At 37.6% G+C, this 20501-nt stretch carries 16 protein-coding genes and 1 pseudogene; 4 read left to right on the top strand and 13 right to left on the bottom strand.

The window, feature by feature from the left end:
* The 11 genes and pseudogenes from HPY74_02445 to rlmD all read right to left on the bottom strand — a co-directional run.
* On the bottom strand, positions 1-358 hold a 358-nt coding region (locus tag HPY74_02445), incomplete at its 3' end, for a hypothetical protein (GenBank protein NSW89536.1).
* A gap of 160 nt (positions 359-518) precedes the next feature.
* Positions 519-2213, bottom strand: a pseudogene (locus HPY74_02440) (toprim domain-containing protein).
* 84 nt (positions 2214-2297) lie between these two features.
* On the bottom strand, positions 2298-2810 hold the full coding sequence (locus tag HPY74_02435) for a hypothetical protein (GenBank protein ID NSW89535.1): 513 nt from the start codon (positions 2808-2810) through the stop codon (positions 2298-2300).
* Positions 2811-3210: 400 nt separating this feature from the next.
* Complete coding sequence (locus HPY74_02430) at positions 3211-3450, bottom strand: hypothetical protein (protein ID NSW89534.1); 240 nt, start codon at positions 3448-3450, stop codon at positions 3211-3213.
* 26 nt (positions 3451-3476) lie between these two features.
* Complete coding sequence (locus HPY74_02425; protein ID NSW89533.1) at positions 3477-4397, bottom strand: radical SAM protein; 921 nt, start codon at positions 4395-4397, stop codon at positions 3477-3479.
* Positions 4398-4454: 57 nt separating this feature from the next.
* Positions 4455-4985 carry a hypothetical protein gene (locus tag HPY74_02420; protein NSW89532.1) on the bottom strand — a complete coding sequence of 177 codons (531 nt, stop codon included), beginning with the start codon at positions 4983-4985 and terminating at the stop codon, positions 4455-4457.
* A gap of 16 nt (positions 4986-5001) precedes the next feature.
* Positions 5002-7926: a DEAD/DEAH box helicase family protein gene (locus HPY74_02415; GenBank protein NSW89531.1), complete on the bottom strand. Its 2925-nt coding sequence runs from the start codon at positions 7924-7926 to the stop codon at positions 5002-5004.
* 202 nt (positions 7927-8128) lie between these two features.
* On the bottom strand, positions 8129-8224 hold the full coding sequence (locus HPY74_02410) for a hypothetical protein (GenBank protein ID NSW89530.1): 96 nt from the start codon (positions 8222-8224) through the stop codon (positions 8129-8131).
* 131 nt (positions 8225-8355) lie between these two features.
* Complete coding sequence (locus tag HPY74_02405) at positions 8356-9195, bottom strand: nucleotidyl transferase AbiEii/AbiGii toxin family protein (protein NSW89529.1); 840 nt, start codon at positions 9193-9195, stop codon at positions 8356-8358.
* Complete coding sequence (locus HPY74_02400; GenBank protein ID NSW89528.1) at positions 9192-9785, bottom strand: type IV toxin-antitoxin system AbiEi family antitoxin domain-containing protein; 594 nt, start codon at positions 9783-9785, stop codon at positions 9192-9194. Before HPY74_02400 ends, HPY74_02405 begins: the two co-directional genes overlap by 4 nt.
* A 219-nt stretch (positions 9786-10004) precedes the next feature.
* Positions 10005-11378, bottom strand: a complete 1374-nt coding sequence (rlmD, locus tag HPY74_02395; protein NSW89527.1) for a 23S rRNA (uracil(1939)-C(5))-methyltransferase RlmD — start codon at positions 11376-11378, stop codon at positions 10005-10007.
* A gap of 329 nt (positions 11379-11707) precedes the next feature.
* On the opposite strand from rlmD, the gene HPY74_02390 reads away from it, so the two are divergent.
* Both HPY74_02390 and HPY74_02385 read left to right on the top strand, forming a co-directional pair.
* Entirely contained in the window at positions 11708-12880 is a 1173-nt protein-coding gene (locus HPY74_02390) for a M23 family metallopeptidase (GenBank protein NSW89526.1), read from the top strand.
* An 88-nt stretch (positions 12881-12968) separates the two neighbouring features.
* Entirely contained in the window at positions 12969-13343 is a 375-nt protein-coding gene (locus HPY74_02385; GenBank protein ID NSW89525.1) for a polymer-forming cytoskeletal protein, read from the top strand.
* Positions 13344-13376: 33 nt separating this feature from the next.
* On the opposite strand, the gene yunB is transcribed toward HPY74_02385, so the two are convergent.
* A complete protein-coding gene (gene yunB, locus HPY74_02380) occupies positions 13377-14063 on the bottom strand; it encodes a sporulation protein YunB (protein ID NSW89524.1) in 687 nt (228 codons plus the stop codon).
* Between the two features lie 224 nt (positions 14064-14287).
* Here yunB and HPY74_02375 point away from each other — a divergent pair, with 224 nt between their 5' ends.
* Positions 14288-16717 carry a PBP1A family penicillin-binding protein gene (locus HPY74_02375; GenBank protein NSW89523.1) on the top strand — a complete coding sequence of 810 codons (2430 nt, stop codon included), beginning with the start codon at positions 14288-14290 and terminating at the stop codon, positions 16715-16717.
* Positions 16718-16724: 7 nt separating this feature from the next.
* Here the strand turns inward: HPY74_02375 and mrdA are convergent, their stop codons facing one another.
* Complete coding sequence (gene mrdA, locus HPY74_02370) at positions 16725-18857, bottom strand: penicillin-binding protein 2 (protein NSW89522.1); 2133 nt, start codon at positions 18855-18857, stop codon at positions 16725-16727.
* A 190-nt stretch (positions 18858-19047) separates the two neighbouring features.
* Here mrdA and HPY74_02365 point away from each other — a divergent pair, with 190 nt between their 5' ends.
* A complete protein-coding gene (locus HPY74_02365) occupies positions 19048-20496 on the top strand; it encodes a hypothetical protein (GenBank protein NSW89521.1) in 1449 nt (482 codons plus the stop codon).
* The last annotated feature ends 5 nt before the right edge of the window (positions 20497-20501 follow it).

Here is a 20501-nt window from a genome sequence, read left to right as displayed (position 1 = left end):
ATTTTGAAGGAACATATTTATAAGTTATACCTTCAAATTCAAAATCAGAAAATCTTTTCGAAGAGGATACATATATTTCGTAAAACACCTGATTGGATATTCCCATATATTCGAAAGCAGAATGATGTGATATATAAGCAGTTTCATTTATTGCACAGGCAATATGATACTTTGTAGCTATAACCTGTCCGTCAGCTAAGTTAACACAAGTATAAAGATTGTTTCTGATTTTTTTTACAAACCCCTTTTTAGAAAGTCTTAACACAAGAGAGGAAGCAGTTTTTTTATTGCCTACAAGATTGCATACATCATTCAAAGTAAAAGTATTCATTTTTGAAAGCTCTGCATATCCAACCATGTAATCACCTCTTTAAATAGAGCTATATTTTCTTTGATTATAAAGGTTTTCAAGCAAATTTTAAACAATTATATTATTGCTTTAAATATATCACGTTATTCTCTATTTGCAAAGGTATTTTTGAAAATTTTAAAGTGTAAGCGTAGATAAAATTTGTAGCTTATTCGCGTTCAGGCGGTTGTCGCATCTTTAAAGCGATTTTTAAATAATCATTATAATCCTTCCCGTACTTTGGCGGCTCATCTAAAACGGTATAGGGGAGAGGAAGAATAGTCTTTATAGTTTTTGCTGCCAGCCAACCAGCCGTATCGTTATCCAAATGCAGGGCTATTTCACCAATTTTCGGGAAGTCTTTTAAGTATTGCGTGAGCGCGGCGGGTAGTGTACTTTCCTCAATAATCTTCTTGGGCATATAGATGCCCGCAAGTGACAAACAATTATCCTGCCGCCAGTCCCTGCCGGAAAGCAGCTCCAACGTGCCATAGGACAATAAATCAATGGCGCTTCTCACAGGGGATTTGCTGGTCATAATCTGCGAAATAAAACGCTGCTTGTTCTCAAGTATCTGGTAGAGATAAGCGTCAAAGGTGTTTTCCGTCACATACCGGAAGATATGCACCTCATCGTTTTTATTGCCCTGACGGACAATTCTTCCACTGCGCTGTTCCAGATCCCGGGGCCGCCACGGGCAGTCCAGGTCATGGAGGGCAATCAAAAGGTCCTGGACATTGGTTCCGGCCCCCATTTTAAAGGTGGAGCCCAGCAGAATTCGCACCTGTCCCTTGCGTACCTTGGCAAACAGTTCCTTTTTCTTGATCTCTGTGTCGGTATCGTGGATGAAAGCAACTTCATCGGCGGGAACGCCGCGGGCAATAAGCTTTTGGCGTATGTCGTCATACACATTGAAATTCCCATCGTTCTTTGGAATGGACAGGTCGCAGAACACAAGCTGCGTCAGCTTCTTATCGCTGTTTTCCTGCCAGAGGCGGAACACATTTTCCACGCAGGCATTTACCTTGCTTTCTTCATTGTCGGGAAGCATGGAGCTCATCAGCCGCTGGTCAAGGGCCAGCTTCCGACCGTCGTTGGTGATTGTGAGCATGTTATCCTCATACGGTTCCACCAGCCTGGCGCGCACCCGTTCGGCACGCTCCGCAAGTTCGACCACCATGTCCTGCTGAAATTTGCTCGGCTTCACCGCCACATTGTGGTAGTTCGCTTTGGGCACAGGAAGGTTCAGCATATCCGCCGTCTTGATGTCCGCGATTTCCTTGAACATATTCATCAGTTTCGGCAGGTTGTAGAACCGTGCGAACCTTGTTTTAGCCCGGTAACCTGTGCCCTCCGGCGCAAGCTCGATGGCGGTTACGGTTTCCCCAAAGGTGGAGGCCCAGCAGTCAAAGTGCTGGAGCCCGTTTTTGCGCAGGGTTTCATATTGCAGATACCGCTGCATGGTGTACATCTCGGTGATGGAGTTGGAAATGGGCGTTTCTGTTGCAAAGATGACGCCGCGCCCTTCGGTTAATTCATCCAGATACCGGCATTTGGCAAACATGTCGGAGGACTTCTGTGCCTCAGTCTGGGATAAGCCCGCCACATTGCGCATTTTTGTGTAAAGAAAGAGGTTTTTGTAAAAATCCGCTTCATCCACAAACAGCCGGTCAACGCCCAGTTCCTCAAAGGTCACCACATCGTCCTTGCGGCTGGTGTCGTTGAGCTTATCCAGCTTAAGTTTCAAGGTCTTTTTAGTCTTTTCAAGCTGCTTGATGGCGTAACGCTCGCCGCGTTCCTCTTTTAGCTCCCGGATGCCGTTAGTGATTTCCGCAATCTGTTCTTCAAGCAGCCGTTTTTGCTGTTAGCAGTCACTCTCTTTGGGAATAAAAAAATCACTCTTTTTGAGACTGTTGGGAAAAAAAGCTATAGTTAAGTTGTATTAAAGCTAATAAAAGACCCCCCTATATACTAATGCATTTACGGTAATTTGCTTTTTTGCGCCTTCAAACAAATCCTTTAATTTTTCTTCCGGTATTTCCTCTGCTATTAAAACATTTTCCTCAAACTCTTTTAGAGATTTATTTGCATTCAACAGTATTTCAAGAGCTTCCTTTAATTCCGGACGTAGTTGCCAATAGTATTGCTCTTTCACTTCAGCATCTTCGCCCCAAAACGGAATATGCCAGTAACGTACAGTTCCGTCTTCCCTCATTGGAAATTTAACACTTGGTAGCTTGTTAATTATTCTTTTCCCCAGTCTGCCGATTTGAAGATTCAAAACTGGATGGCCTGAAACGCCAAGAATCGCAGCAAGTACCGAAGCTTTTTCGCGGCAGTCCCTGCAATTGTAAAGTGTTTTCATAAGAGCAATATCATCATCTTTGAAAACGCTGCTGTCCTGTAAAAGTCCAAGCCATTGCCGAGTTGAAATTTCAAGGTTTTCTCTATAAGTTTCCATTTATCAATCACCTTATTACATTCACTGATTAAAAGCTTTGTTATAACAAAACGAAGCTTTTCTCTATGTCATAAATACATTTTCATTATGTCATCTACTTTAAGGTATACGCATTTTTTGAATGTATTAAAACATACTCATATTGCTCAAACCCTGCTGTATGAACGCTTTACCTCCTATATAGCACTGTCATGGTCTCCACATGCCTTGATGGTATGAAAAAGATAATTTTATTTAGGTAAAATACAAAGTGATTAGTCCAAAATATTCCTGAATTGTTCTACTATATTCTTACCTGCCTTTTTATCTTGAGGGATTGGAATGTCAAATTCATCTTCCTCCTCATCATCAAAACCTCCATATTTTTCCCATACGGCATATAAAGTCCTGTAATCCCCATTTATAAGCGGTACATCACATCATAATATTTCTTCATCAAATTCTCCCATCCGCCGGGTATATCATACCCATCAACATGGTAAATAAAGCTGACTCTTCTTGATGTAGGGTTAGCCCTTCTGGAAAGAGAAACTACCTCTGCTTTCTCTTTCTTGCCAAGTGCCTTATCTACGGCTAAGAATTCATAGGATGTTGAACTATGGTCTGAAGTAAAGCCTTTTCTGATACTTATTATCCTCATTTCAATTACCTCCTGTAAGTTCATCATTATATATTATTGATCCAAGACGGATAATTTCTATTATTACCCTTTTCTAGCCATTCCTCAATTCCTTCACGGGTTGCATATGGAAAGCCTGCGTCAGTATAGCCTATGGTATCCTGTATATCAGCTATGACATCATATTCATCATCAGTATGTTTACCTTCATATAAAGGTCCAGGACATCCGGGATCAGAACCGATTGCATCCTCTGCAAAGACTCTGCATCCACCGCAAAAAGCTTTTGCCTGACATTTTCCACAGCTGCCGTTTTTAAAACTCTTTTTTCCTCTGAAGTCCCTGTATTTTTTAACTACATTGCTCCTATTCCAAATAGATTCAAAATTCTCATTCAGCAAGTTACCTGCGTTAAAAATATTCCCAACAAGCTGTGAACAAGGGTAAACAGAACCATCAGGCGCGACAGATACTATCCTTTCCCCTGCAATACATCCTCTGATTCCTGAATATAAGGCTGTCTGCGGATTCAATCTCCGTTCCAGGAAAGAAAGGGCACAATCAATCCGGAAAAGTATATCTGTATGCATTTCCTGCATCACTGTCAATCTTTCCTCTAAAAGATCCAGATCATGCTTATTCGGCTTCTCTTGAAGCCACCGTTTCACACTTCCAGGAGGCTTGTACCTAAGCAGAGTATACCGCTTAAAGCCACTGCTTATAAGCATTTCAACTATTTTATCGAAATTATATATGGAGGACCTTGTCATAATTAAATTTGCGCCGGTAATTATGTCACGTTCATTCAACTGCGTTACTAATGCTCTAAGCTTTTCTACAACACATGTGCCTTTGAGCAAAAGCTCATCGGTTCTTATCCCGATTTGAAGGGTCTTTATATGTCCTGCCATGGCATCAAGCCGATTCCGCTCGATTTCATATTTTCCAGTTGTAATATGAACAATCAAGCCTTTTTCCGATGTATTATGGACGATGTTCTCCAGATCATTTCTTATAAAGGGTTCTCATCCACCGATTGCAAGCTGGAAAACACCACTATCTGCTATTTTACTTATAAGTTTAAGTGCATCCTGAGTATCAAGTTCATATGCAAACAATCTTTTGTGACGTGCAATATAACAATCAGGACATGATTCACCGCATTTAAAGGTCACTGCCCAGTGAACTGTTTCAGGAGCACTTAAATGTTCATAAGTCGGCCACTTGATTTTTATAAGGCTTTTTTCTTCAAGCATCTTTCTATAATTTTCAGACAGGACTCCATTTGGCATTACATTGATAATACCCATAGCCTTAAGCCTTGATATAACACCTTTTATTCTTTCTCTATCAATTCTTCTCCCTTTATAGGATATCGGCAGATCCAACAAGGTTTTCATATAAACAACTTCAATATCTTTTATTATTGAAACTACGGTAAAAGCTTCCCGATCAACCTCGATAACATCACCGGTATCCCTGTTGAAAAGAATCCCGCCAAAATATTCTTTTCTTATTATGACTCTGTTTGAAAGCTTTAGCAAATTAGATTTCATATTTTCGCTATCCTTTTTAATTCTCGTTTAATATTTCTTCAATCGTACCTATTAATTCATTTGCAATATTCAGGCTATCCAACCTCATGATGCTCTCCTCGGAATTTCCGAAGCTCAAAAGATTTATGCTGCCATACCAAACAATTCTTTGATCAATTACTGCAAACTTTTGATGTATATTTGATTTAAAAATAATACTGGCTCCCGTATTCTTTATGGAACTAATCATCTCCTCAAACGTAAGCCTGTCCCTTTCCTTATAATCCGTTTCAGGGCGGGTAATGACGGTAAGCTTTGCACCATTGTTAATCCCGGTCATAAGAATACTTAACATCTGGCTTAAACGCTTTTTGGTGATATAAGGACTGACAATGACAATGTCTGATTTAGCAGACGAAATATCATTGCTGAAAACTGTCAGGAAGTTTTTATTGTCAAAAATTGCATTAATAGACTCAAAAGGTTTGCAGTCTCCTCTGGCTGAGTATCCGATAGAGGCGTAGCCCTTCAATCTTTTTTGATACATTCTTTCAAGTACGCCTACATGAACATCCACATAATCATAAATCTGAACTTCACTCTTATTTTGATATAATCTGTGGAGCCTGCCCGCGTACTGTTGAACTGTACCCTTCCAAGCTACAGGCATCGCAAGAAACAAAGTATCAAGTCTTGGTTCATCAAAACCCTCGCCAACAAATTTACCGGTTGCAACTATGACAAAATTACTCTCTGCTGGTATACTTGAAAGTCTTTCAAGTGCAGCTTTTCTTTCCTTTGCAGACATGCCTCCGGTTAATGTAATAACATTTGGAAGTGCTTCCTTTAAAGCGTTTACAATCACCTCAACATGTGCAGTTCTTTCAGTTAGAACAATGGGATTGCGACCCTCATTTACGCTTTTAATAACATCATCAACAATTAATTTGTTACGGATTTGACTGGTGCTGATTTCAGCATAAATTTGTCCAATAGACCATTCCTTTTCATCCTGGCTGATAGGCTTTCTGAAAGGAGTAAAGCGCGGAATGACATAATGCTCAAAAGGTCTTTTTTCAGCTTGCTTTCTAGCATCCACTTTATACCTGACCGGACCGCAATGCATGAATATGATGGGGTGGTGTCCATCCTGCCTTACCGGAGTTGCAGTTAATCCGTAAACATATTTGCTATCTACGTTTTTCAATATCTGTTCGAAACTAAATGCGGGAACATGATGGCATTCATCTACTATCACCATGCCGTAGTTGCGGATAAAGTCCTTAACCTCATCTCCCTTTACCAATGACTGCATAATAGCGATATCAATAATGCCACTTAGATTGTTTTTTCCTCCCCCTAGCTGACCAATAAGACTTCTGCTCTTTTTCCTGCCTCTTTTCTTAATCTCATCAGAAGGAAGATCTTCGTTGATTACAAGAAACTGGTTCAAACGTTCCTTCCACTGCTCTAATAATTGCTGAGTATGAACAAGTATAAGAGTATTTACCTTTTTTACTGATATAATTTTCGCTCCAATAACGGTTTTACCAAATGCAGTTGTTGCCGATAATACACCGATGTCATATTGTATCATGGAATTAACAGCATCTTCCTGCTCATCACGAAGCCGGCCGTTGAATTCAACGTCAATCCGTTTTCCTGAATAGCTTTTATCAACCCATTTAACATCCACCTTGTGAGCATTAAACAGGTTTATCAGATCAAGCTCACATCCCCTTGGAAGACACAAGTACTCAGGCGTCTCGTCAGATAAGGAAATAATTCTGGGCTTATCAAAAGTCGGCAATCTCATAGCTTGAGCCTTATAAAAGTCAGAGTTTTTAAAGGCTGCCAGACGTTTAATAATATTCAATGCTTTATGTGAAAAGCGATTTTTACTAATGTAAAGCATATTTGCTTTGGTTATATAAACAGTGACTGGGAAATCGGACTTGCTTAATTTATAATTTGTCTTGCTTCTCTCCCATGGCTTGCATTCTTCATCTTCATTCTGTCTTAAATCACCCAATTCACTGCCACTGCATAGTTGAGAAATGTATAAGTCAATTTCACTTTCACTGAGCTTTCGAATACTGCTCAAAAAATTCCACTGATCCTCATAGGGCCGGAGATTTTCATCTATAAAAACACTGTTGTTGTTTCTGCGTGCATTTAATTGTAAAGGTAATGCGATAAGATTCCCAAGACCGCCTTTAGGAAGTGTATCCTGGTTTGGAAACAAGCGGTCGTATGAAGTAAATTTAATTTCATGTCTTTTGGCCATTGCATGCGTAAGAAGTGCCGTACCAAATTTTCTGGCCGATGCAGCATTTACCTTGTCATTAAAAAAGAACCATACATGCGCTCCATTCCCTGAACGAGAACGTTCAACTGCAATTGGAATATTTTTTTCTGCACAGATATCCCTTAAAGCTGATATATCTTTTTCCCAGCCTTCATCATCGAAATCGATAGCAAGGAGATAGCAGGTTTCATCAGGCAACATAGGATATATGCCAAAAACATCTTTGCCCCTGAGATGCTTATCTATTGCTGCAAAGTCCAAAGCTGCATAGTTTTTATTATTGCATTCGGAGCATTTAATCTTTGGCTTATTGCAAATTCCTCTTGCCCACTCATTCAAACATACGGGAGAATACCCCGATTTACCCTCTTTGCTTTGCCACCTTTTTGCATAGACATCATCCCTGCCTCTAAACAACGACATAAACAGGTTAATTTTATCCTCCGGGGTGCTACTATTGGTTACATGTCCTGGTTTGACTGCCTCAACTGTCTGGATGTCATTTACCTCTATTGAGGCTTCAACATCATTTTCAGTACAGGGTACCGGTAATGATAATCCAAGCTGTTTTCTTAAGTTTTCATTTTCAGCCAATAACCTTTGATTTTCCTCCAGCAGCCTCCGGTATTTTTCAAAAAGCTCATTATATTCCATCTTTCGTTACTTCCCAATACCCATTTTTTCTTGAACCAATCCACCCAATTCAAAATACCCATAATGCCTATACTATTTGTTAAAATATAGTTACTACCATTTTATCCTCTTGTCCAAAATTATGCAAGGAAATGTTATTCTTCATTTTGATTCTTATTTCTTATTTAATTATCTTTTTTGTGCACTCAAGGGTTATCTAAAATCAACTTGGTGGCCTCATTTTCATTTTTTCCCAATTAATAGTTGCTACTTTACCTTCCGGCTTTAATACCCGTTTAACTTCTGCAATAAATTTCATTCTATCTTCAATCTCATGAAGCACATTGACCAGAAGGGCAAAAGTTTTGGTTCGAATTTATGCGTCATACACTCCTCCTGCCTTCATTCCATAAAGACTTTTCTTGGTATTTCTGGTTATCAGCCAGGCCTCTAAACCTTTGCGACTTGCCAAATTTCATTAACCGCTACTATAACTTCATCCCAGCGAATATCTTCTGCATAGCTGTATTTCTTGCGATAATTCTCCCATAACTTTTGCATGAAAATATCTTTTGAAACTTCATTTATAATAGTTTGGCCCTCTGCCAGAACACCATATGTGCCACGGTTTATTGAGGTTGACACAAGAGCTTTCGCAAGCAGTTCTTTATCCAAGATTTCCGAATGCATTTTTTGCAATATGTATATATCGTAGAAATCCCTCATGCGAGTGTTGGTTGTGCCGCGGGAAATAATCGTTTCCAATTTTTCTGCAAGCACTGTTTCAAGGTTATAAGCAAAAATATCGATCTGGCGTTCTTCGAACATGAGGTTAAATCGGTATAATATTTCTCTCGGTGTTATTTTATCTCCTGCCGTTATATCAATCTTTAGAGGTGTATGAATCCCATCAAACAGGGCTTCTATGGATACTCGCAAGCCATTGTAATCTGCTTCGTCACGAATCGCCTCAATACCCTTAATTCTCATCTGTGTACCATCATCAATCGGCACAGCCAGGATATTTTCAAAAACTTCTTTAATAGTTTCTTCTGAAAGGGGATAGCCTTTGATTGTTGCATCCATGTCCATAGTAGAACGGGCATCGAGTCCCACCATAGCTGCAACAAGCATCCCCCCTTTTAACACAAACTTGGAACGATACTTTGATAATGAGATGCGTTCCAACAGTCTTTCAAACATATAGTTGCGCATCAAAATCTGGGCATTGATGTTCTTCTCTTTTGCCAAATTGCGAATCAGTGCTTTTAGCTGCGTTGATGATTTCATAGCAGCACCTCCAGGTATTTTCGCAAAACAATGGTGATCCTAAATTTATCTGCATAACGCATAAGCTGTGGAAGGTTCTTGTCTTTGCGTTTTGTATATCTTTTTAAAGCGTCTGTTAAAATTTCAATATCCATTTGACTCCGGCTTCGAATAATATCACAAATTGTCCTCTCCATATTATAGGTTTTCACTAAACGATTAAATGGGGTCTTTGCAGTGATAAGCCCTAAATCGTATAAATCCTTTTTGATAGAATAGACCTTTACTCCGCTATCCTTTATATTTTTCGCATTGTATCCTGCCTTGACAGTTACTGAGTATTGGAGCGGGTCTCTATCGGTCAAATCATGCAAAAACAAGGCTGTTTCATGAGAAAAAACAGCTTGTGTAAATTTGCCCTGCAAACGGTACATTTCATCATCATGACAATCTTTTAAAATATACACACCACGTTCCAATCTTTCTAAACTTCCTCGTTTTACAAATTCAGAAAGATAAGTTCTTGGGATACCTGCCTCACTCACGGTCTTAGTAAAAACAATACCATCATTTTTTAAAATTAATTCTTCCAGTTGTTTTGAGTAATCCAATTGTGGCACCTGCCTTTTACAAGTATGCTATTATTATAATCAAGAACAGCATACTTGTAAATGGAAAATGAGATTTATCTGAGCCCGCCAATAATACTTGTGCTTAATAAAATTACCTTTTTTATTTCGTTTATTGGATTTGGGAATGATATCTTTTTTATACACTCAAGGGTTACCCAAAACCTGCAACTTTGCAAATCGCCTGTAACCCTTTATTCATCAGCCTGTCGCCCTCTCAATTCTCGCAACGCTTTCTGTATGCACCGTCCATGGAAACATATCCACCGGTTGCACTTCGCCCATCCTATACCCCCTCTCCTCCAGGTACATCAAATCCCTTGCCAGCGTTGCCGGATTACATGATACATATACTATCCTTTCAGGCCCCATATGCACTATAGTCTCCAGCAAAGAAGCATCGCATCCCTTCCTTGGCGGGTCCACCACCACGACATCGGCCCTTACCCCATTTTCATAAAGTTCGGGAATCACCTTTTCAACCTCCCCGGCTATAAATTCTACATTATGCACCCCATTAGCACATGCATTATTACGCGCATCAGCAACAGCCTCCTCCACCACTTCTACGCCGTATACTTTTTTAGCCTTCTGGGCCATAAATAAAGCAATTGTACCTGTTCCGCAATATAAATCAAAGACTGTCTCGGATCCTGAAAGGGATGCAAACTCCAAAGCCTTGTTATATAACACTTCTGTCTGGACAGGGTTTACCTGGAAAAAAGACAGCGGTGATATATGGAATTTAAAATTCCCTATATAATCCGTAATAGTGTCTTTACCGTATATTTTTATATTTTTCTCTCCAAGTATTACATTTGTTTTTGAAGTGTTAATATTTAATACTATACTCTCTATTGCCGGAACTCCAGTCAACAGGGAATTAACCAGGTTTCTCTTTTGGGGAAGGTCGGTTCCATTTATCACTATTACCACCATTATTTCTCCTGTCCTGAATCCTGACCTGATCATTAAATGCCTTATTAACCCTTTATGACTTATTTCATCATATACACTTATTTTATTCTCTTCAATAAACCTTCTAAATATTTCCCGTATTATATTCCCGACAGGCTCCTGAATGTCGCAATTCCCCCCATCAATAATATCATGGCTTCTTTTGGCATAGAAACCTATCACCGGTCTCCCATTTTTCATTCCCACCGGGTACTGTGCCTTATTCCTGTATTTAAGCGGATATTTCATCCCTATGGTATCCTGGACTAAAACATCAGCATTATTAATCTTTCCTATTCTTTTGAGTGTTTCTTTAACCAGCTTTGTCTTGAATTCCAGCTGCGCATTATAATCCATATGCTGCAGGCTGCAGCCTCCACAGCGTTTATAGACCGGACAAAACGGTTTTGTTCTCACAGGGCTGGGACGTTGAATCTCCAGAAGTTTTCCTACCCCGTAATTCTTCAGTACTTTTATAATTTTAATCTTTACTTTTTCTCCAATGAGCGCTCCATCCACAAAAACAGCAAAACCGTTAATATGTCCTACTCCCTGTCCTTCATGATTAACATCCGTAATTTCCAAAACATAATCCTCATTTTTTTCTACAACTGTCATTTACACACCTCAATATAATTTCCCAATTTTGTTGTTGATTCTTTTGTTTTTCATACTTTTTGTTGTCAATTCTCTTATTTTCAATACTTTGCTTAAATATTTTAACACAAATTAAAAAAATTTTTTAAATTTCCTATGGAATTATTATCTTAATTTGTGTAAAATATAGTAAGGTAATATAAATGAAATATAATCTTAATATTACAAAAAAATACTTTTATATGACATATTTAAATAATAAGCAATTAAATGACATAAATTAAAGCATATAAATAAAAAAATAAATTGCTACATAAATAATAAATAATAAACACTTAAGGATGTGTAAAATGATATATAAAGTTACTCATGAAAATAAATTGCCGGCTAAACCTAATGCCAACAAAAAACAAAATAAAGACCTGGTATTTACAGTAAAATCATTAATAGGTCCATTGATAAAATCATCTAAGAATCATTTTAAATATTGTGTTAAAATAATACATAACTTAATGAAAAAAGTAAAAATCGGACTGATTGAGTTAAACAGGACAATAAAACTTCATTGGGTTTTGAAGAAAAGCAGGGTTCTAAAATCAGACAAGAACATGAAAGAACAAAAAAAATACTTTACAATCATGCTGGTGCCTCATTCATCCGACAAAGTAAAAACAATCAGGATTTCACGTGTGTACACAAAAATTGCAGTAATAATTATTGTATTATTAGCAGCTTTTACCATTTATTTCTATTTATATATTTCCAGTATAGTAGGCGAAAATATGGCTCTAAAATCCAGTATGGACAAGCTTTATGCTTTAACTGGCCAGCAGGAAACTCTTTTGAGTGAGAAAATCGAAGAAATAAATGCTTTAATAAAAGAGGAAAACTCTTCAAATATTAATATATCCGAGTATATAGAAAAATTCAAAGATATTATAGACAATTATGTATCCGGGCGTATAAATGCCGGACTTGCAAGTCGTTCAAGCACTGCAAGTTCATCTTCATTTGTAAAAGATATTAATGAATTAAATGAGATTTTAACTGCCCTCAACGAAATTAATAAGCAAAAAGACGAAAACCTTATTGATTTAACCGAAATGGAAAAGAAATTAACCGAATATCTTAATTCTCTCCCTACACTTTGGCCTGTTATAGGAAATATTACATCGAAATTCGGTTACAGGTTGGATCCAATTACCTTTAGAAGAGCCTATCATAACGGTATTGATATTGCTGCTCCATACGGTACAAGCATAAAAGCTTCTGCCAGCGGCAAAGTTATTTTATCCGGATATTACAATGAGTTAGGCCAAACGGTTATTATCGACCATGGTAACGGCATCAGCACTGTATACGGCCATGCCTCAAAATTGCTAGTAAAAAAAGGTCAAACAGTAAAAAAGGGTGATATTATAGCAAGAGTCGGCAGCAGCGGTAGAACAACCGGCTCCCACCTGCATTTTGAGATACATATTAATGGTGAACCAATTGACCCATATAAATATTTGAGCAGATGATTTTTTTATAAAAATTTTAGCACCGGGTAAACAGCATCAAAATTCAGTATTGCAACCAAACAAACATAAATGAGAGGAGAAGTATGAAATGTTTAAAGGCAAAACTACCGGCCCAAGCACAAGCAGGAGTTTTGATTCATTAATAGGGGAAAATTCAGTGTTTGAAGGCAATGTTAATTGTGAGGGTGCAATAAGGATTGACGGAAAGGTAAAGGGTGACATAAAAGCTGCTGAAGATATTGTTATAGGAGAAACTGCTCAGGTAAACGGAAATATTTATGGAAATAACATTCAAATTTCAGGTACAGTCGATGGAAACATTTATTCAAAATACATGGTGAGGCTTTGTTCATCAGCCCGCTTGCATGGGGATGTTGAAGCCATGAGTTTTGTTACTGAAGAAGGTGCATTTTTCAATGGCAAATGTAACATGATTAGTCCGTCCGGTAACCAGAAAGATTAGCAACGATACTTCAAGTAGTTTCCCTTTCCCGTTTCATGGAGAATTTTCATTTTTTGTTTCAAAAAACATGTAAGGAGTTTTACCAACAATTACAGTTTCTGCTATGGGTACAGTAGTAACCATATTACATTTTTTTTTAATAAAAGCTGCACTCACCCCGAAATTTACTTTTACAACCAGGACAATTCTATGTTTAGTCTGATTTATACCTGCCCCGGTAAATTCGGATGTAAATTCTGTCTCTATGTTTCCATATTGCCTTAAATTAATATTTACATCCGGTCCCATATTATAGAAAATAGTATCGCCAAACAAAGCTCCAAAAGGTACTTTAATTCTTATTTCACCAATTGAATTAATCCTATGTTGGATTTCGCGGGACAGTTTTGCAGTTATTTCATTAACCTTCACGCTGTTCATGGTAATTGCAGTAATATTGCCGTCAACATCTTTGCTTATTTTTACCAGGTCTTCAAAAGCAAGCCCATCTAATAAAAAGTTTTCTCTGACAACATCATAAATTGCAATATTTAAAACCGATTTTACCCTGTATTCCGAAAATTCATCAATATAAGGGATAAAAACATGACCGGTATATTTAGCAAGAATAAAGAATATAATTATTATGCCTACTGTTAAAAAGTGAATATGTATCTTCCCTCTATAACGCTTTTTTACATACCAAAAGCGCCTATATAACATAGTGTTTTTTATCGACATTCATATAAACCCCCTGCAAAAATCATTATATGAATATTAAGAGATTTTTGTGAAAGGCATCTTAGAATAAATCACAGCAAATATTGTCAATAATTTGTAATAGTATTGTCTTAATTTTATTACTACATAGTAAATTTTTATGTTATAATTGTAATTACCAAGATAGAAATAAACAAGATTATTGCAAGATTATTAATACACCGGAGAATATACAGGAGGCGGATATGGTTCCAAAAAAAGCAGCTACTTTAAGAGGAGCTGCAAAGAAGCAAAAAAGAAAAAAAGGAATAAGTGGCATCATAAAGAAATTGACAAATATAAAACCCGTAGTTGTTGGTAAATTTGCTTTGACAGCATTAAAAACACTTATACTGTTAGTTATTGTCATAGGTTGTGCAGGTGCAGGGGTACTTGGAGGAGCAATGCTAGGATATATCAGGACCGCTGAACCTATAACAAGAGAGCAGATTGAAATTAAAAAGGAAACCTCTTATGTGTATGACTCACAGGGCAATGAGATAGCAAGGTTTACAGGTTCGGAAAACATAAACAGGGAGGTTGTATATTATAAAGATGTACCGGAGTATCTATGGCAGGCTCTTGTCTCTATTGAAGATGAGCGTTTTTTTAAGCATTTTGGGGTAGACTTAAGACGCATAGGCAGTGCAATTGTGGAATTTGTATTAAACAGGGGCAATCCAACCCATGGAGGAAGTACTATTACACAACAGGTAATAAGGAATATTACGGGAAGAACAGAAAGACGCCTCGAAAGAAAAGTCCAGGAGCAATGGCTTGCCATACAGCTTGAGAGGCGCCTTGACAAGTGGCAGATTCTGGAGCTTTATATGAACCTTATCTATATGGGAAATGGGTGCTATGGGGTCCAGTCTGCATCAAAAATGTATTTTAATAAGGATGTAGGGGAGCTTTCTCTTGCGGAATGCGCACTTCTTGCCGGAATTACCAATAGTCCCGCAACATATGACCCTTTTACTGAAAAAGGCAGGGAAAACGCAATAAAAAGACAACAGCTAATATTGAACAAAATGTTGGAATTAGGCTGGATTGACCAAAATGAATATGATGAGGCTATTAACGAGGAGCTTAAGTTTGCCGAAAAAGGTGATGCCGAGAAGAATATACCTGTACAAAGCTATTTTGTGGATTATGTAGTAAAAGAAGTCACCAATGACCTGATGGAACAAAAAGGCATGTCAGAGCAAATGGCCCTCACAACTATATATAACTACGGCGTAAGGATTTATACCACAATGGACCCTTACATCCAGAAAGTTATGGATAATGTTTTCATGGATGATAAATATTTTCATGAAAATCCAAAAGTAACACAGCATCCACAGGCAGGCATGGTAATAATGGACCCCTCGAACGGACATATACTTGCCATCCGCGGAGGTTATGGAGAAAAGACTGCAAGCAATATTCTTAATCGGGCAACATCAATAGAAAGACCTGCAGGTTCAAGTTTCAAACCATTAGCAGTGTATGCTCCTGCCATAGACAGGCGAATGATAACTCCTGCAACAGTATTAGATGATGTTCCTGTATACTTTTTAGGTGAAGATAAGCCAAGATATCCTGAGAATTACACAAGAAGCTTTGAGGGTTTAATGACTGTACGTTATGCTATAAAGCGTTCGGTAAATGTTCCGGCTGCAAAAATTTACATGCAGTTCGGTAATCCTAATATCCCCCTAGAGTATTTGAAAAAAGCTGGGATTGAGCGTAATCAGAAAAATCTCTCAATAGCGCTGGGAGGCCTTGAAAAGGGCGTAAGCCCCCTGCAAATGGCTGCTGCATATGTGCCTTTTGCAAACAGGGGAGTGTATTATGAACCTATTTCATATACTAAAGTAACAGATTCAAACGGTAATATTATTCTGGAAAAGAAACCCGATTTTAATGTGGTATACGATGAAGCAACCGCCTTTTTAATGACCGACATGATGAAGGATGTATGCAGGCCCAGCAGAAGGCCTGGAGAATTGGGTGGTACCGCTGCAAGGCTTGGAACAATAACAAACTCAAAGAATCAAGTTATACCTACAGCCGGTAAAACAGGTACTACCGATGATGATAAAGATAGGTGGTTTATCGGCTATTCTACTTATTATGTAGGTGCTGTGTGGTATGGTTACGATAAGCCTACTCCTATAGAAGGAGTTCCAAATAATGATAACCCTGCGGCATTAATATGGAATGCGGTAATGCACAAAATTCACCAGAATAAGGAACCTGTCGACTTCCCTATGCCGGACAACATAGTAAAAAAAAGGATATGTGTTTATTCAGGGAAGTTGGCCACTGATTTATGTACCCAGGACCCAAGAGGGGATGCATCTTTTGAAGAATATTTCATCAAAGGTACCGAGCCTTCTGAGTCTTGTGATGTACACGTTTCGGCAAAAGTTTGCAAAGATGCAAAAGATATATGGGGACGAAACCTCCTTGCCGGTCCGTACTGTCCTGCTGAGTCTGTTATAGAAAAAATTTTCATACAAAGGATAATACCCTTCAGACCTCTAAAACCTTGGGATCCATATCCTTTGGATTGGGTTTATGAACTGCCTGCAGGTGAATACTGTAATATACACGGGCCCAGCGGTCACGTATATGGAGACGAGGAATAGATATATCCTATGGTGTAAAAACAGGTATTCCAGGCACAGCTTTAATACCTTTATCATCCTGGCTTTGCTGTTTGAAGTATTCTGTAATTATTTCCCGGGCAATAGGAGCTGCATACATACCGTATACACCATGCTCAATAACCACTGCAACAGCAATTTGAGGTGTTTTGTCCAGTTCGGCAGGTGCGTAGCAGATAAACACTCCATTATTTGATTGGCCTTCTTTATAAGCCTCGGCAGTACCTGTTTTTGCACCAACTTTATAGGGTAAATCCCTAAATATATGAACTGCTGTTCCATCTACTGAATTTGCAACAGCAATCATACCTATTTTTACTGCTTCAATGGTTTTATCACTTACAGGTATTTCTTCGTATTCAATTTCTGTTTCTTTTATTAGTTTACCGTTATATTCTGTTATATATTTTATCAGGTGAGGTTTATACTTTTTACCCCCATTAGCAATAGTTGCTACATAGTTTGCAAGCTGAAGTGGAGTATATTCATGATAAAGCTGTCCTATTGATGAAGAAGCTGTATCAGCCTTTCCCCATATATAAGGCGAAACCTGTTTTTTATATTCTTTATTTGAACGGATACCTTTCTGCTCGCCGGGAATTTCGATACCTGTTTTTTCTCCGAGTCCGAAAAGTTTTGCCCATTTATCAATGTTATCTATTCCTGTCATTACTCCAATTTCGTGAAAAAATATATTGCAGGAAACAGCCAAAGCCCTGCTTAAAGTAATAGCCCCATGGGCGCCATACCCATTCCGCCAATCCATGCAGGTAAATCTCATACCATCATAGTATACATAACCCCTGTCATATATGGTAGTCGTCGGAGTAATTACACCTTCTTCAAGAGCTGCAATAGCGACAAGTGGTTTAAATGTGGAACCTGGCGCATATCTTCCTGCTATAGCCCTGTTAAATTCAGAAGTAACGTGGGTTTTTGCCGGATCGTTCAAATCTCTGATTGCTTGTTGTGCTTCTTTATCTTCAGGACCTGCTAGAAAAATGGAAGGGTCATATCCGGGGTAACTGGCCATGGCAAGTATCTCCCCGCTGTTTACATCCAAGGCTACTACAGCTCCGGCGAAAGCATCGTGATAATGATATGGCCCATTCAGTTCCCTGATTTCCTTTATTCTTCTTTCAAGGGCTTCAACTGCTATTTTTTGAAGATTCATATCGAGGGTGAGTACTATATTGTTTCCGGGAATTGCAGGTGTCTCCTCAACCACTTTTGTCAAGCGACCTCGTATATCTACCTCCACCTTCTTTTTCCCTGGTTTTCCTCTTAATTCCTTTTCAGCAGCATACTCTATTCCGGATTTTCCGATTATATCATTAATTCCGTACCCTTCACCCTTAAGTTTGTTGTACGTCTCTGCATCTATACCTCTTACATAGCCAATTACATGGCATGCCAAATCAGCATTTACATATTCCCTCAAGTATTCAATTTCAGTTGTTACTCCCCTGAATATGTGATGTTTTTCTTCAATTTCCGCCACAGTTTCTATTGAAACATCTTTTGCCAGTAAAACAGGGTCATAAGAGGTAAAACCTCTTACTTCATACCTCATTGTAATTATTTTGTATGCTTCTTCATCGGTGTATTTTTTATCTATATTATAGAGTTCCCTTAGAGTTTTAAACAATTTTTCAGGAGTAATAGGCGTTTTTGTATCAATCTCTATGCCATTGTCTTTTGCCCATTTTTCAGGCCTGTCTTCGGATTTTTTCAACTCGCTGCCGAAATCAACCGGGTCAAAAGTTAAATATTTACTAAGGCTTTTATTAAAAATATCACCATTTTTTTCAAATATGTTATATAATTTTAACAGCATTTCATTTAATTCTTCTTGTTTAAGCCTTGCATTGACTATATAAACGTTATAACCTGCACGGTTTATTGCAATAGGTACCCCATTCCTGTCAAGTATACTTCCTCTAGCAGGCATAATTCTTCTTTCAAGTAAAAGTTTATACTGAGAACGTTCGTAGTATTCATTTCCATGAATAATTTGCAAATTGGCCAACTTGTATATAATGGCACAAACTATCAACAGTATAAGTATTATTAAAATATTGTACCTATCTCCAAAAAACTTCTTAATGGCACTATCTTCCATAGAACCCCCATTGCAATCCAAAATATATAATTAAAGTAATATTTGTATCACTTATGCCTGCTTGTCCTTAATTAAAAGTATACTCAATTAAACTTCACTTTTCAATATGCATGCCTAATTAAATAATTTTTGACACTTATGAAATAAGCATGCTATAATTTTATTAACTTATATAAGGGGTTGCAGGCAAATGAAAAAACGTATTGCCACTCTGGTTGCAATAGCTATAGTAAGCGAAGTTATAGCAATAATTGGGGTTTTGGCCTTGTTTACACATGTGTTGGGTAATGAAACCATGGCCAACACCGATGATATTTATAAGATATCCGGTTATAATAATATAAACGAAGAAAATGCCGATATATACAATATTGAAGCTGATGTAAGTTTTTCTGATAATATCGTTACTGTAAAAGAAACCATAAAGCTTGATAAGACTGATAAGACTCATAAAACAGATATAATTAATGAGACCGGCTATCAGGATGGCAATAGGTTTAATGACACCGTCTTTTTATATGTACCTTCTGTAAATGTTACTAAAACAACTATAAAAAGTATAGATGTAGAAGATAAATATTCCGGACCGATAACAGTTAGGGATTGGAAAACCAATGACATGGTGTTGGAGATTCAAATGGCCCCGGATCCACTTAATGCTTCGGATAATTGTCTGCTTGAAAGTCCGGTTAAAGACTTCATTTCCATACATATAGAATATGAAATAATCCTGAATAAAATTCCCGGCACTATTTCTTATTCCGATAATCAAATTCTTCTTACAAACTTCCTTATTACTCCTGCAGTATATAAGGAGGATAAGCCTATACTTGTATATAACTCAAGTTTTGGAGACCCTTATATATATGAAATGAATAATTACCGTATAGTTTTTAACATTGACAAAAATATTGAAGTATATGCCCCAGGGGAAAAGGAGATTCAGGATAGTATAAATGATGAAGTACAAGGTTTAAAGGTAGTTTTTACTGCAAAAAATTTGCGGGATTTCCCGGCAGCTATAGTTAAGAATGGTAACTTGAATGCTAACATTATCCATGTTGAAAAAGTTAATAATACAGAAATATATTTTATAAACTCCAAAGATGCAGCAAAATATGTCAAGGAAGCGTTTTTGTTTGCCAGTAAGAAAATAGGCCCATACCCTTATAAAAAGCTTTTTGTGGTAAAAGCCTCTATACCGTTGAAGGGAATGGAATTTTCCAATATGATTTTCATAGCAGACAGTTGTTTCAATGATAATGATAAAGAAGATTTTAAACGAGTTTTGTATCATGAAGTGTTACACCAATGGTTCTATGGAATTATTGGAACAGACCAGGTAAATGAACCCTTTATGGATGAAGGAATTGTAAGTTATTTGGCAATAATGTTAAGTGTAGACAAGCTGGGTAGTACTTATAACAATAAATTTTTTGATATGGATTTAAAAAGCTACTCATCAAAAGATGAATACTACCGCCTTGCTTATATTGATGCCGCAATATATTTTGCCGGTATTCATAAAAAATTGGGCGACGATTTTTACAAGCTATTACAGATGATATATAACGAAAAGAAGTTTTCAATTTTATATTTTGACGAGTTTTTGCAGTATTTGAGTTGCTTCATGAAATGAGTTTT

The sequence above is a fragment of the Bacillota bacterium genome (genome assembly GCA_013314855.1).
Lineage (GTDB): Bacteria > Bacillota > Clostridia > Acetivibrionales > DUMC01 > Ch48.
Note: the sequence above shows the minus strand (reverse complement) of the source record. Positions and strands in the feature narration are given on the sequence as shown.